Source organism: Caballeronia sp. SBC1, assembly GCF_011493005.1.
Taxonomy (GTDB): Bacteria; Pseudomonadota; Gammaproteobacteria; order Burkholderiales; family Burkholderiaceae; genus Caballeronia.
The window spans coordinates 1222973-1236258 of record NZ_CP049158.1 but is presented as its reverse complement, the minus strand read 5'-3'; the positions used below and the strand labels follow the sequence as shown (position 1 = coordinate 1236258).

General features: G+C 59.3%; 13 protein-coding genes. 7 read left to right on the top strand and 6 right to left on the bottom strand.

Features of this window, described 5'->3' with window-relative positions:
* Positions 1 to 20: 20 nt before the first annotated feature.
* Positions 21 to 1142, top strand: coding sequence for a succinylglutamate desuccinylase/aspartoacylase family protein (locus SBC1_RS32415; protein ID WP_165104406.1), 1122 nt, complete (start codon positions 21 to 23; stop codon positions 1140 to 1142).
* 32 nt (positions 1143 to 1174) lie between these two features.
* On the opposite strand, the gene SBC1_RS32410 is transcribed toward SBC1_RS32415, so the two are convergent.
* Positions 1175 to 2596: an MFS transporter gene (locus tag SBC1_RS32410; protein ID WP_165104405.1), complete on the bottom strand. Its 1422-nt coding sequence runs from the start codon at positions 2594 to 2596 to the stop codon at positions 1175 to 1177.
* A 332-nt stretch (positions 2597 to 2928) separates the two neighbouring features.
* Between SBC1_RS32410 and SBC1_RS32405 the strand changes: the two genes are divergently transcribed.
* Together SBC1_RS32405 and SBC1_RS32400 are read left to right on the top strand one after the other, a co-directional pair.
* A complete protein-coding gene (locus tag SBC1_RS32405; protein WP_031360797.1) occupies positions 2929 to 3180 on the top strand; it encodes a DUF1488 domain-containing protein in 252 nt (83 codons plus the stop codon).
* Positions 3181 to 3276: 96 nt separating this feature from the next.
* Complete coding sequence (locus SBC1_RS32400; RefSeq protein ID WP_165989126.1) at positions 3277 to 4005, top strand: Pr6Pr family membrane protein; 729 nt, start codon at positions 3277 to 3279, stop codon at positions 4003 to 4005.
* An 82-nt stretch (positions 4006 to 4087) separates the two neighbouring features.
* Here the strand turns inward: SBC1_RS32400 and SBC1_RS32395 are convergent, their stop codons facing one another.
* The 5 genes from SBC1_RS32395 to kynU form a co-directional block, all read right to left on the bottom strand.
* Entirely contained in the window at positions 4088 to 4477 is a 390-nt protein-coding gene (locus tag SBC1_RS32395) for a tautomerase family protein (RefSeq protein ID WP_165104404.1), read from the bottom strand.
* A gap of 148 nt (positions 4478 to 4625) precedes the next feature.
* A complete protein-coding gene (locus SBC1_RS32390; protein ID WP_165104403.1) occupies positions 4626 to 5237 on the bottom strand; it encodes a glutathione S-transferase family protein in 612 nt (203 codons plus the stop codon).
* 132 nt (positions 5238 to 5369) lie between these two features.
* Positions 5370 to 6215, bottom strand: a complete 846-nt coding sequence (locus SBC1_RS32385; RefSeq protein WP_165104402.1) for a class I SAM-dependent methyltransferase — start codon at positions 6213 to 6215, stop codon at positions 5370 to 5372.
* Positions 6216 to 6331: 116 nt separating this feature from the next.
* Positions 6332 to 7255, bottom strand: a complete 924-nt coding sequence (gene kynA / locus SBC1_RS32380; protein ID WP_165104401.1) for a tryptophan 2,3-dioxygenase — start codon at positions 7253 to 7255, stop codon at positions 6332 to 6334.
* 18 nt (positions 7256 to 7273) lie between these two features.
* A complete protein-coding gene (gene kynU / locus SBC1_RS32375) occupies positions 7274 to 8524 on the bottom strand; it encodes a kynureninase (RefSeq protein ID WP_165104400.1) in 1251 nt (416 codons plus the stop codon).
* A gap of 346 nt (positions 8525 to 8870) precedes the next feature.
* Here kynU and SBC1_RS32370 point away from each other — a divergent pair, with 346 nt between their 5' ends.
* From SBC1_RS32370 to bla, 4 genes are all read left to right on the top strand, one after another.
* The gene (locus SBC1_RS32370) at positions 8871 to 10109 is read left to right on the top strand and encodes an ArgE/DapE family deacylase (RefSeq protein WP_165104399.1); all 1239 of its coding nucleotides are present in this window, start codon (positions 8871 to 8873) and stop codon (positions 10107 to 10109) included.
* A 328-nt stretch (positions 10110 to 10437) separates the two neighbouring features.
* Positions 10438 to 10635 (top strand): DUF3311 domain-containing protein, encoded by a 198-nt coding sequence (locus SBC1_RS32365; RefSeq protein ID WP_165104398.1) that lies wholly within the window; start codon positions 10438 to 10440, stop codon positions 10633 to 10635.
* A complete protein-coding gene (gene mctP / locus SBC1_RS32360; RefSeq protein ID WP_165104397.1) occupies positions 10632 to 12116 on the top strand; it encodes a monocarboxylate uptake permease MctP in 1485 nt (494 codons plus the stop codon). Before SBC1_RS32365 ends, mctP begins: the two co-directional genes overlap by 4 nt.
* Positions 12117 to 12349: 233 nt before the next feature.
* Positions 12350 to 13231, top strand: a complete 882-nt coding sequence (bla, locus tag SBC1_RS32355; protein ID WP_165104925.1) for a class A beta-lactamase — start codon at positions 12350 to 12352, stop codon at positions 13229 to 13231.
* The last annotated feature ends 55 nt before the right edge of the window (positions 13232 to 13286 follow it).

Here is a 13286-nt window from a genome sequence, read left to right as displayed (position 1 = left end):
AGGATTTTCAGGAGTATTCGATGCACATCCAAAGCACGCCGCTGGTTTCCACGTCCATTGGCACGCGCCGCGAGTTCGTCAGTTTTCACTTCGGCACGCCGGGTACGGGCGAGAAAATCTACGTGCAGGCGTCGCTGCATGCGGACGAAATACCCGCGATGCTGACCGCTTGGCGCCTGAAGCAACGGCTGATTGAACTGGAAAAGGCGGGGCGTATTCGCGGCGAGGTGATCCTGGTGCCGGTCGCAAACCCGATCGGACTTTCGCAGCACGTGCTCGGACAGTTCATTGGACGCTTCGAGTTGAATAGCGGCCACAACTTCAATCGCAGCTTTCCGCTGCCTGCTGCCGCTGCTTTGGTCGAACGCATTGGCAGCCAGTGGACGCAGGACGCCGACAGCAACACGCGCTTATTGCGGCGGGCCGTATGCGACATGCTCGCCGAGGTCAAGCCGAAGAACGAGTTCGAGTCCTTACGCCGCGAGATGCTGGTCATGGCAGCCGATGCCGACGTCATCATCGACCTGCATTGTTCGCTTGAGGCCACCATGCACTTGTACACGAGCCCTGCGAGCTGGCCGGCGGTCGAGCCGCTCGCGCGTTATCTGGGCGCGAGTGGTGTATTGCTCTGTGCGGACTCGGGCGGTCAGTCATTCGACGAGGTTCATACGCAATTGTGGAACGACGTTCGTGGGTTTCTGGGCGAGGGTACGCCGCTCGCCGCGCCTAACGTTGCACTGACGATCGAGCATCGCGGTCAGCGCGATGTGTCTTATGAATTCGCCGCGCAGGACTCGGAAGCAATTGTCGATTACCTGACGTATCGGGGTGTAATCGAAGGCGAGGCGCGCGAGTTGCCGCCGCTCAATCATCCGGCGACGCCGCTGGCCGGCAGCGAGCAGTTCATTGCACCGGCAAGCGGCGTGGTGGTGTATCGCGCGCAGGTCGGGGCACATTTGAAAGCGGGTGACCCGGTCTTCGATATCGTCGATCCGATCACGGACGAAGTGACCACGTTGACGACGAAAAATGACGGTGTCTTTTATATGCGCCGGGCGATTCGCTTTGTGATCGCTGGTGCACCAATGGGCCGAGTAACGGGCGCGGTCCCATTCAGGACCGGGGTGTTGATCGGCGCTTAAGCTGCGTCACTTAGTTGGGTCACTTAGTTGCGTCACTTGACCTCACTGGCGCGCCCGCGTGCGGACCCTCGCGAAGCAGAAATGCCGGCTCCTGCTTCAGCGGGCATCCGCATGAACATCGGATAAGAAGTAATAACAACAAGCGCGGTAACAATAAACGCCGAGGCCAATTGCCACCGTTCGGCATGCGCGCCGGGAGCCACGATCATGGTGACTTGAATAGTCCCTGCCGCGACTGTCACGCCGACCGCTTTCATCAATTGCTGGGCAGTGCCCTGGAATGAGGTAGCGGCGGCAAGCTTCGCCTTGGGTACGTCCGCAAAAGCGAGCGCGCCCATGGTGGCGAAGCTGAGCGAGCGCGACAACCCGCCCACAAGCAGCAACAAGAAGATGGCGCCAGCGGGCCAATTCTGCGACATGAACGAGCACACCACGAGCACGGCGGCAAACGAAACACTGCCTGCGCACAAGACGGTCCGGACGGAGAAGCGCCTTAGTGCAAGCGATGTCATGGGGCGCATGCAAAATGATCCTAGCGCACTAGCGAACGTGACGAGGCCGCTAGCGGAAGCGCTATAGCCGAACCCGGTTTGCAAGGTCAGCGGCACAAGAAACGGCAGCGCGCCGGCGCCGGCACGAAACAAACTTCCCGCAATAGTCGCCGCATGAAAAGTCGGAATCGCGAGCAGCGAGAAATCGACAGCCGGATCGTCCACTCGACGGCAATGCCGGACGGCCATCCAGAACATCAGCACGCCCGCAGCGACGCATGCGGGCGACCCAAACGGCGGCAGGACCCCACGCCCTGCGCATTCAATGCCGATCATGAACAGCGTCAGCGATCCGCCTATCAACATCATTCCGCGCACGTCGGGTGGTGCATGATGTTCGGGAGGCGCGGCTGGCAGCAAGCGCCACGTGAGCAGCAACCCCACTATACCGACGGGCACGTTGACCCAGAAGATGCTGCGCCACGAGAGGGTATCGGTGAGAAAACCGCCCAATGGCGGACCCATCAAGGGGCCGATGAGAGCAGGCATGGTGAGCCATGTGGTGGCCTGCAATAACTCCTCGCGTTTGACGCCACGGAAAAGGATCAGACGTCCGACCGGCACCATCATGGCGCCCCCAATTCCCTGCACAATGCGCGCAGCAATAAGCTGCGGCAGGTTCGCGGCCGCTGCGCATGCGAGCGAAGCCAGAGTGAAGGTTGCAATCGCCCACATGAACACGCGCTTGGCGCCGAAGCGATCGGCAACCCATCCGCTAGCCGGAATGAACACCGTCAGTGCAACCAGATAAGCGGTAATGGCACTGCTCAAATGCACTGGGTCGACGCCAAGATCGCGCGCCATGGCGGGCAGGGCCGTCGCAACGATCGTACTGTCCATGTTTTGCATAAAGAGCGCGCTGGCTACAACGGCGGCGGTGATGCGGAAGTTGGCAGGTTTCACTTAGTGGCGAGCGTATTTCTTGTCGTATTTCTTGCGGAGCCGACGACGCGCCTGGAAGCACGGCGCCGACAGTTTGATCGATTGCGTGGCACCAGAGTCTACTTGAACCGAGGGGGGCAATGCGAGAGCGTCGATGCACTGGGTTCATTACAAAAGCCGTACAGGAATTGTGTGGGCTTAAGGCTTAAAGTGCCTGCTGGCCGCTAGCGGTAATTGCTTCCTGATTTTCTTGGCGCCGGAAAATTCCGATCAGCGCGAGAGAATGCCAAGTCAGGGTAATTACTATGAATAACACCGTCACGCGCGTCACGCTAATAGGACTAGGATGGCGTATGAAACTCAATTTCCCGAACCCAAGCCGTTCCTACGACGACTCCCGGCACTGCGTGTGCTTCTGGGGGTATGACGGTTCGCGCGAGATATCATTCCAGATAGACGATGCGGCTCTCTCGAGTTTCAATCCGCAAATGGGGTCGGGCGAATCCGCCGTGCTTGCCGCCTTCGATCTGTATCGCGAACGCATTCTCCTGAAAGCCGAGGGTCTGTACGTGCGCGGCTCGCAAAACATCTTCAAGATATCCTGAGCTTAAGTTCTCTGGTTGCGCGTGCTTGCTTCGGCTAGTCCGCGCTCTGCAGACCTGCGCTCTGCGAACCTCTCTTGCCGCGTATAGAATCGCGGCATGTTCAAGCCGATTTCCTCGCAGACCAAAAGCCAGACTCACCGCCCGACGCAAAGCCCGTCGCAGACGGTGGCAGAGCACGCATTGCCTTTGCACGCACCACGCACGGCGTCGTTATTGCTGGCCGCTTGCATCGCGACACTCGCGTGGCTGGCGCTCGCTGCGCAAACCGATATCACGGTCCACCGAATGCTAGCCCGGGGCTTAAGCGTATTCGATGGGGTTGAGCGACTTAGCAGCTATCTGACGAACCTGACCGTATTTGCTGTTGCCCTTTGTTTTTCCTTCGTCGCGGCACTTGGCCGATCGCCGCTCGGGCGATTTTTTCGCAAGCCGCCGGTGGTGACGGCGGTCGTGGTGTACATCGTGTTTGTCGGGCTGGCTTATAACCTGTTGCTGCGTCACCTGTGGACGCCCTCGGGATACCGGGCGGTGCTCAACGAATGCTTGCACACTGTTATTCCCGTGCTGTCGGTAATCTACTGGGTGCTGTTCGTGCCGCGCTTTCATCTGACTTTGCGGCAATGCCTGCTATGGCTGATCTATCCGCTAAGTTATCTTTGCATCACGCTTTGGCGCGGCAGCATGTCGGACTTTTATCCGTATCCGTTCATTGATGTCGGTGAACTCGGCTATCCGCATGTGCTGCTCAACGCGACCTTGCTCGTGCTGGCTTTTGTCACGCTGATGGGCGTGTTCATCGCCTTGAATCACCGGCGTCCGTATTAGCGCATGATGGAATGGCCGCCGGTCGCGTACGTGCGCCACCCGCGGTGCGTCCTCCGTCACTGCGTCATTGCGCACGCATTGGTTACTTCGGCGCGTAGTGCATGTCGCCATTGCCGAACGACCAGTCCTCTCGATTCACCTCGACCAGGTTGATCCAGACATCTTCCTTTCGTACGCCCGTCTTCGCGTGTATGCCGTCCGCCACCGCGCGGTAAAACGCTTTCTTCATCTCAATCGTCCGGCCGGTGTTCCATGTCACCTGAATGAAGACAATCCCCGGCGTATAGGTCACGCCCAGGTATCCCTCCGCCGGGTAGATCAATTCGTCTGGTGCATGACGTGTGATGATCTGAAATTTGTCGTGCTGGGGCACTTTGACTACATCGATCATTGCGTCGTACACCACGTCGCTGATAGCTTGGACGACTTCCGGCGATGCAGTCTGCGCGAGATTGATTCGAACGAGTGGCATGCTTTTGACCTCAGGCTTAATTAAGGAATAAAGGCGCGCTGGTCACGACGTACGCGGCATGTTGTCGTGGCGAGAATTTGCGCACCGCGTTAAAAGACGTTTGGGAAACTGGACCCAGCTACCTGGATTCCGTCGTCTCCCAAGCCGCTTACTCTCCGGACTTCTCGATCGCCCGCCGATACGCCTCACGCGCTTCAATACGCCTGACGAACGCCGTGAGGTTGGGGTATGCATCTTCGCCGCAGAACTTCACGGCCATCTGGACGGCGAACGACAGTTGAACGTCCGCGCCCGTCAATTCATTGCCAAGGAAATAGTCCCGTCCGCCAAGCTCGCTGTTCAGAAAACCGAGGTGCCTTTGCATTTCACTTTCAATGCGCGGCTGCAGTGGTGCAGCGCCCTCGCCAAGCCGGCTGGTGTAGAGCTTGAGCATGAGCGGCAACATGGCAGAACCTTCTGCGTAGTGCAGAAACTGTAAATAACGATTGTAGTCGCGCGAGTCCGCCGCTGGTGCAAGCCGGCCGTTGCCGTACTTGCGCACCAGATATTCGATAATCGCGCCGGACTCGAAGATTACCTCGTCGCCATCGCGAATCACGGGCGCTTTGCCCAGCGGATGAATTTTTTCGAGCTCGGGCGGAGCAAGCCGCGTTTTCGGATTGCGCTGATAAGCATGGACGGTGTACTCGAGTCCGAGTTCTTCAAGCAGCCACGTGATGCGGCGCGACCGGGATTCGTTCAGGTGATGGACTTCGATCATGGATAACCTTGTGATTCAAACGTTGAGGAAAGGACCTGTCAGCGAATAGCACGCAAGCTATGGTCCATGTCAGTGAGGCGGCCGCGCGGTTAGCCCTGATCCACGCAACAAACCATTGGCGGGCATGCTTGCCTACGGCTTGACGAACCGCAACGTCATCCGATCCGATTCGCCAATGGCGGCGAATCGCGCGCGGTCAGTATCGCCGCCCCGGTAGGTCGGCGGCAAGGACCACACGCCGTGCGCATAGTCCTTTGTATCGCGGGGATTGCTGTTGATCTCGCTTCGCGCGGCGAGCCGGAAGCCCGCTGCCTGCGCGTGCTCGATCACGTAGGCTTCGGTCAGATAGCCGGTATCGATCATTTGCTGAACCGATGTACCCGGCATTGCACGATGTTCTTCCACACCAAGCACTCCGCCCGGTTTCAGGACCGAATAGAACGCGCGCAGGTTGGCATCGACCTGACCGTCTTCTATCCAGTTGTGAATATTACGGAACGTCAGCACGCGATCAACCTGCAGCCCCGCGGGCAAGCCGCTGAACTGCCCCGATTGCAACGTGCCGACCACAACCGTTCCGTAGATGTCGGGCGCGGCAGCGACCTTGCGCTCGAACGCGGCGTTACTCTTCGCTTCGCCGGCAGGGAGCGGCCCGTGGGGTGGCAGATACTGCGCTTCGTAAAGCGTGCCACGTCCCCGCAAATACGGCGCGAGGATGTCCGTGTACCAGCCGCCGCCCGGCGCGATTTCCAGCACGCTCTGGTTCGGTGCGAGGCCGAAGAATTCCAGTGTGTCCTTCGGGTGCCGGTAGACGTCGCGCGCCTGCGCCTTATCTCCCCGATACGGCGCGGCAATGGCGGTATCGAGTGATGTCGATGCGTTAGGTGTTGCGCACGACGCTAGCAGCAGGGCTGCGGGCAACGCCAGAAAAGCACGCCGCATGAGACGGGGGGTAGGGAGCATTTTCATGCGGGTCATTATCGGGCAAAGCGCACCGCTTGTCAGAGCGTGCTCTGTTTTACCCCGCGCGACCTTCAGGTTTCTAAAAGGCCCGCGCGCATGACCGGCTCAACATGAGGCGTGCAATCAAACGCTCAAAGCAGCGTTCTGACGTGCCACAACTCAGGAAACAGCACCACGTCCAGCATCTTTCGCAAATAAGGCGCACCGCTGGTTCCACCCGTGCCTTGCTTGAAGCCGATGATCCGCTCAACGGTGGTGACGTGACGGAAGCGCCATTGCCGGAAGGAATCTTCGAGATCGACGAGCTCTTCCGCCATCTCGTAGAGCTCCCAATGCTGTGTCGGCTCGCGATACACCGTGAGCCACGCCGCTTCCACGCTGGCGTCGTGCGTGGTCGGCTGAGTCCAGTCGCGCTCCAGTCTTTCTGGTGCGATCGGGAAACCCCGGCGTGCAAGCAGCCGGATGACTTCATCGTAGAACGAGGGGGCGTCAAGCGTCGCCTTGACCTCAGCGAGCACGTTCGGACGATGCGCATGCGGCTTGAGCATCTGCACATTCTTGTTGCCAAGCAGGAACTCGATTTGCCGGTACTGATGCGACTGGAACCCGGACGATGCCCCCAGATAAGGCCGCATTGCTGTGTATTCCGAGGGTGTCATGGTTGCGAGAACGCTCCACGCCTGCACGAGCTGATCGAGTATGCGCGAGACACGCGCGAGCATCTTGAACGCGGGCGGCAGGTCATCGCGACGCACGGCGGCAAGCGCTGCATGCAGCTCATACAGCGCGAGCTTCATCCATAACTCACTCGTCTGATGCTGCACGATGAACAACATTTCGTTGTGATCGGGTGAGAGCGGGTGTTGCGCCGAAAGGAGCGTATCGAGCGAGAGATAGTCGCCATAGCTCATGGAACCAGCGAAGTCGAGCTGCGCGTCGTGCCAGCCTTCGGGCTTTGGCGCATTGTCGTCTGCTGCCCCCGCCACCGTCCCTGCCCCCGTCCCGTACCCCATGGGACAGCCGCCCGTGCCTTCGCTTTCATGTGATTGTGTCATCGCGCGTTCTCCATTTGATCAGGTAACGGCGCCACGTTCGGCGAACTCGGGTGCGCGCCACGCTTCGGTCGCAAGTACGTCGCGCAATGTTTCAACGGCATCCCATACATCCACATAGCGTGTGTAAAGCGGTGTGAAGCCGAAGCGCAAGATGCGCGGTTCGCGGTAATCGCCAATCACGTCGCGTGCGATCAGCGCCTGCATGACCTCATAGCCATGCGGATGTTCGAAGCTCGCCTGCGATCCACGTTCAGCATGTGCCCGAGGGGTGACGAGCTGCAACGGAAATTCGCTGCAGCGTGTCTCCACCAGTTCGATGAAGAAGTCGCTCAGCGCCAGCGACTTGCGGCGCAACGTGGCCATGTCGGTTTGCCCGAACACGTCGAGACCGCATTCGACCATCGACATCGAGACAATAGGTTGCGTGCCGCACAAGAACCGGCCGATACCGTCATCGGGCCGATACTCCGGGCTCATTTCAAACGGCTTTTTATGGCCCCACCAGCCGGACAGCGGTTGCGAGAAAATATTCTGCAACCGTTTCGGCACCCAGATGAACGCGGGGGAGCCCGGTCCGCCATTCAGGTACTTGTAGGTGCAACCGACAGCGTAATCCGCGCCGGCGCTGTTGAGATCGACCGGAACCGCGCCTGCCGAATGCGCCAGATCCCAGACCGCGAGCGCACCCGCTTGATGGATCACGCGGGTCAACGCCGCCATATCGTGCATGGCGCCCGTGCGGTAATTCACGTGCGTGATCATGGCGACGGCCGTGTTCTCGTCGATAGCGCTGGCGAGCTCGGACGCGTGATCCACAAGACGCAGTTCATATCCGCGATCCAGTTGTTCGATCAGCCCTTGGGCAATGTAGAGATCGGTCGGAAAATTCGAGCGTTCGGAGACAATGACACGACGCTTGGGGTCGCGCTCATTGGCGACTCGCAGCGCCGCCGACAGGATCTTGAAGAGGTTGATTGAAATGGTGTCGGTGACAACCACTTCGTCCTCGGCCGCGCCAATCAACGGGGCCAGCTTGTTGCCCAGCCGCTTGGGCAACGCGAACCATCCTGCCGTATTCCACGAGCGGATCAAACCGTCGCCCCATTCGCCGGTTATGACGGCGGCGGCGCGCGAGGCGGCGGCCTTGGGTGGAACACCGAGCGAGTTGCCGTCCAGATAGATTGTGTCGTGGCCGAGCGCGAACTGGTCGCGCAAACTGGCTAGCGGATCGTCGCGGTCGAGTGCCGCTGCATTGTCTCTATGGTTCATTGAAGCGTATTCCGGTGAATTATTGTGTCCGCGCTTGCGGAAATCCGCGTCTGGCAGCTGTCTGACAGCCGTTTGGCGGAGCGTGTGCCCATGCTTGAAAGCTTAGCCGAGAATGGTCGTTAATTGATTGCGAAACAAACGCGCTGTTTGAGATCCAATGCAATTTTCTTCGATGAAAACCGCGCTTAAGCGCGATAAATTGATCGCGGTTTGTTATGGGCGGCATTCGGGTGCGATCACCAAGCCGCGCACCGGGTCCGCTAAGCTGACGCTAGCTCGCCGGCAACGGCGTTACTCGTTACCATGCAGCCAACCCTCAGCTAGTTACTTAGATAGACCAACACCCATGACCCAATCCGCTCTTGCCTCGATCCTGACCGAATGCATCGACCATCACTTTGACCAGGAGGTCCAGTTCCTTGCTGCGCTTGTGCAAAAACCTTCGGACAATCCGCCGGGCGATTGTGCGGGCCACGCGGAGATGGCGGCGCAATGGCTTGAAAGGATCGGCTTCACGGTCGAACGCCATGCGGTGCCGGTGGACGATGTCACGCGCGCCGGCATGATCAGCGCGACGAACCTGGTGGTTCGCCATCGCTTTGGCGCGGGGCCGGTGATCGCGCTGAACGCGCACGGCGACGTGGTGCCGCCCGGCGACGGCTGGAGCGCCGATCCATACGGTGCCGAGATCCGCGATGGTTTCATGATCGGGCGGGGAGCGGCGGTATCGAAGTCGGACTTCGCCACCTATGCGTTCGCGTTGAAGGCATTGATCGAGAGTGGTGCGACGCTCGGCGGCGGGGTGGAACTGCACCTGACCTATGACGAAGAAACCGGCGGCCTGATCGGGCCGGGGTGGTTGTTAAAACAGGGCATTGTGAAGCCCGATTACGCCATCTGTGCAGGCTTTTCCTATTCGATCACGACCGCGCACAATGGCGCGATCCACCTGGAAGTCACGGTGCGGGGCAAGTCGGCGCACGCCGCGCGGCCCGATACCGGGCATGACGCGCTAGAGGCCGCTACGGCGGTGCTGAACGCTCTGTACGCGCATCGGGCGGCATTGCGCGAGATCCATTCGGAGACGCCGGGAATCGATCACCCTACGTTAGTGGTGGGTCTGATCAAAGGCGGCATTAACACGAATGTGGTGCCTGACAAGGTGAGTTTGCGGCTCGACCGGCGTGTAGTGCCGGAGGAGAATCCGCAAGACGTGCTCAAGCAATTGAAGACGCTGATCACTGCGTCTGTGGATGGCTTGCCGGGCATTAGCGTGGAGATAGAAGAGGTGCTGGTTACGTCGCCGTTGCGCTCGCTTGACGGCGCAGAGCGCTTGTCGCAAGCGTTGCAGCGCGCGGCCCTGGTTACGCTTCAGCGTGACATTCCGACCGAGGGCGTGCCTCTTTATACCGATGCCCGTTTGTATTGTGAGGCAGGCGTACCGACCGTCATTTATGGCGCCGGTCCGCGGACGCTGCTTGAGGCTAACGGGCATCGGGCCGACGAACGCGTCTCGCTAGAAGACTTGAAGGTCGCGACGAAAACAGTTGCGATAGCGCTAGCCGATTTGCTTGGCCAACCCTAAACGTTTCCATGCTTGGTTCCTTTGCCAGCTAGCAAAAGAACCAAGCCGTACCCCGCACCGGCGCGAATAAAGGACAAAATAAAGGCTCCGAATACGGGCCCCAAACCCATCGTGCTTTAAAAGCCTGCCGCTGCGCCCCGAAGCAAGCTGGAACCGCAGGCCGTCTCAGGCTCCCCGATCGACCGCTATTCCAGGCCCCTCCGGCTTGGGCATTCAGCACGTCTTCAAAAACTCGAACATAATTCCGGTGTCGTTATTTCGAGCTTCGCCACGGCGCCCGGTCATCGCGAAGCACGACAGGTCGAACCTCAATCTCGAACAAACCATTATGAAAACATCCGAAGAGACAAAGCATTCCTGGCTTTGGCTGGTCTTGCTCATTCCGTACGTCGCCTTGCTCTGGCTGCCTTTTTATAACGATACCCGCCCGTCGTTCGCAGGCTTCCCATTCTTCTACTGGTATCAGTTCCTATGGGTACCGCTGACTTCGCTCATCATTTACATCGTGTATAGAGGTGTCAAATGAGCGATATCGTTCCGGTCAATCCGGTAGCCATGACCGTCTTCATCGCCTTCTTCCTGCTGGTGACGGTAGTGGGATTTTTCGCGGCGCGCTGGAAACGCGGCGACCTGACGCAACTGCATGAATGGGGGTTGGGCGGTCGCCAGTTCGGCACTGTGATTTCATGGTTCCTGGTAGGCGGCGATTTCTATACCGCCTATACCGTCATTGCCGTACCCGCCCTGGTGTATTCAGTGGGCGCATATGGTTTCTTCGCGCTGCCTTACACCATCATTGTTTATCCTTTTGTCTTTGCCGTCATGCCGAAGCTATGGAAGATCGCTCACGCGAAGAACCATATTACGGCAGCCGATTATGTGCACGGCGAGTACGGCGGCAAGTGGTTCCCGGCGGCCGTGGCAGTGACCGGTATCGTTGCGACCATGCCGTATATTGCATTGCAACTGGTGGGCATGCAGGTCGTGATCAAGGGTCTGGGCGTGAGCGGCGAGTTGCCGCTGATTGTTGCGTTCGTGATCCTCGCGCTCTACACGTACACAAGCGGCTTGCGCGCGCCGGCCATGATCGCGTTCGTGAAGGACATCATGATTTATATCGTGGTGATTGCGGCGGTCTGGCTGATTCCGTCGAAACTCGGTGGCTATGCGCACGTGTTCGACGCCGCCGATCAGTTCTTCAAAGCCAAGGGCGGTGCAACCGGCATCATCCTCAAGCCGACGCAATTCACCGCCTATGCATCGCTCGCGTTAGGTTCGGCGCTCGCCGCGTTCATGTATCCGCATACCATGACCGCGGTATTGTCGTCGTCGTCGGCTGCTACCGTGCGCAAGAACGCCATCTTTCTGCCCGCCTACACTCTGCTGCTCGGCCTGATTGCGTTGCTCGGCTACATGGCGATTGCGGCGGGCATCAAGGTGCAATCCGCGTCCGATGTCGTACCCGCATTGTTCGGTCAGTTGTTCCCTTCGTGGTTCGTTGGCTTCGCGGCCGCGGCCATTGCGATCAGCGCGCTTGTGCCGGCAGCGATCATGTCGATCGGGGCAGCGAACCTGTTCACACGTAATCTGTGGCCGCTGATGGCGCGTGACATCACGCCCGAGAAGGAAGCAAAGACAGCGAAGCTGGTGTCGCTGGTTGTGAAGTTCGGCGCACTGCTGTTCATCGTGTTCCTGCCGACGCAGTATGCAATTGATCTGCAATTGCTCGGCGGCATGTGGATCTTGCAGATATTCCCGGCCATTGTGTTCTCGCTTTACACGCGGCGTCTGAACACGCCAGGGCTGTTTCTCGGCTGGCTCGCCGGAATCGTGCTCGGGACCGGCATGGCGATCGCGCAGGGTTTGAAGCCGGTGTTCGCACTGCATGTTGGGGGCGCGACGTATCCGCTGTATATCGGGCTGATCGCGCTGGCGTTGAATATTGTGGTGGCGTTTGTTGTATCCACAATCACGCCGCGCCGCGTACACGTTCATCAGGCGACGTAAGAAAAGGAAAAGCAGAGGACGAGCAGGGGACAAGCGCGCGCCATCTCGCAGGTCGATGCGCAAGATTTTTGCGCATCGACCGAGCCATCTTTTCGGCACTGGCGCGCGTTGTTTGTACTTTTCGTGTCCCGCCTGTAAGCTTCGGCGACGAGCATTTCTGGCTTGTTGTTTATCCGATGATTCGCAAGACTTTCGCAACGCTTTCCCCTGTTTCCAACCCGATGCAACCTTCAATCCTTTACTCCCCGCGCCGCCGTTCATTGCTGACGGCTGCTGCCATGATTCCCTTTGTTAGCGCGTGTGCGTCATGGCGCGCGGCCACCGGTTCAACTGCCGAAGACCAGTTGAAGCAACTGGAGAGCAGTGCCGGAGGACGCCTTGGCGTAGCAGCGCTGAACACTGCCGATGGCAAGCAGGTGAACTATCGCGCGGACGAGCGTTTCCCGCTTTGCAGCACCTTCAAATTGGTGCTGGTGTCCGCGGTCCTCAAACAGAGTGAGCTTCAAAAGGGCTTGCTTGAGCGCCGGATCCACTACACGCAGAGCGAGCTGTTGTCGTGGGCGCCCATCACTAAAAAACAGATCGCTACGGGCATGACCGTAGCGGAACTCTGCGCTGCCGCACTGCAATATAGCGACAACACCGCCGCCAACCTGTTGATAAAACTGGTCGGCGGCCCGGAAACGGTGACGGCATTCGCGCGCTCGATCGGCGATACCCAGTTTCATCTCGACCGCTGGGAGCCTGAGCTGAATACGGCGATACCCGGTGACCCGCGCGACACATCCACGCCGGCAGCCATGGCGCAAAGCCTGCAGCGCGTGACACTAGGCGATGCGCTTGGCGCTTCGCAACGCAGCCAGCTGCAAACATGGCTGCTAGGCAATACCACCGGGGCCGACAAAATTGCTGCCGCTTTGCCGGCGCATTGGATGGTTGGCGACAAAACCGGTTCAGGCGATTACGGTACGACAAACGATATCGGCGTAATTTGGCCACCGGGAAAACCGCCCATTGTCCTGGCCATCTACCTGACTCAGCGAGAGCAGGGCGCAAAGGCGCGTGACGACGTGGTGGCGTCGGCGGCGCGGATTGTCGTAGGTGCGTTTGCGTGAGTGGGTAAGTGGTTTCGGCGGCACCTCGTCCTGACCTTTCCATGACCTTTCGATG

Bases quoted from the DNA above. Each gene is read 5' to 3' on its own strand.
- SBC1_RS32415 (WP_165104406.1), top strand. From the start codon at position 21: ATGCACATCCAAAGCACGCCGCTGGTTTCCACGTCCATTGGCACGCGC.
- SBC1_RS32405 (WP_031360797.1), top strand. From the start codon at position 2,929: ATGAAACTCAATTTCCCGAACCCAAGCCGTTCCTACGACGACTCCCGG.
- SBC1_RS32400 (WP_165989126.1), top strand. From the start codon at position 3,277: ATGTTCAAGCCGATTTCCTCGCAGACCAAAAGCCAGACTCACCGCCCG.
- SBC1_RS32395 (WP_165104404.1), bottom strand. From the start codon at position 4,477: ATGCCACTCGTTCGAATCAATCTCGCGCAGACTGCATCGCCGGAAGTC.
- SBC1_RS32390 (WP_165104403.1), bottom strand. From the start codon at position 5,237: ATGATCGAAGTCCATCACCTGAACGAATCCCGGTCGCGCCGCATCACG.
- SBC1_RS32385 (WP_165104402.1), bottom strand. From the start codon at position 6,215: ATGACCCGCATGAAAATGCTCCCTACCCCCCGTCTCATGCGGCGTGCT.
- kynA (WP_165104401.1), bottom strand. From the start codon at position 7,255: ATGACACAATCACATGAAAGCGAAGGCACGGGCGGCTGTCCCATGGGG.
- kynU (WP_165104400.1), bottom strand. From the start codon at position 8,524: ATGAACCATAGAGACAATGCAGCGGCACTCGACCGCGACGATCCGCTA.
- SBC1_RS32370 (WP_165104399.1), top strand. From the start codon at position 8,871: ATGACCCAATCCGCTCTTGCCTCGATCCTGACCGAATGCATCGACCAT.
- SBC1_RS32365 (WP_165104398.1), top strand. From the start codon at position 10,438: ATGAAAACATCCGAAGAGACAAAGCATTCCTGGCTTTGGCTGGTCTTG.
- mctP (WP_165104397.1), top strand. From the start codon at position 10,632: ATGAGCGATATCGTTCCGGTCAATCCGGTAGCCATGACCGTCTTCATC.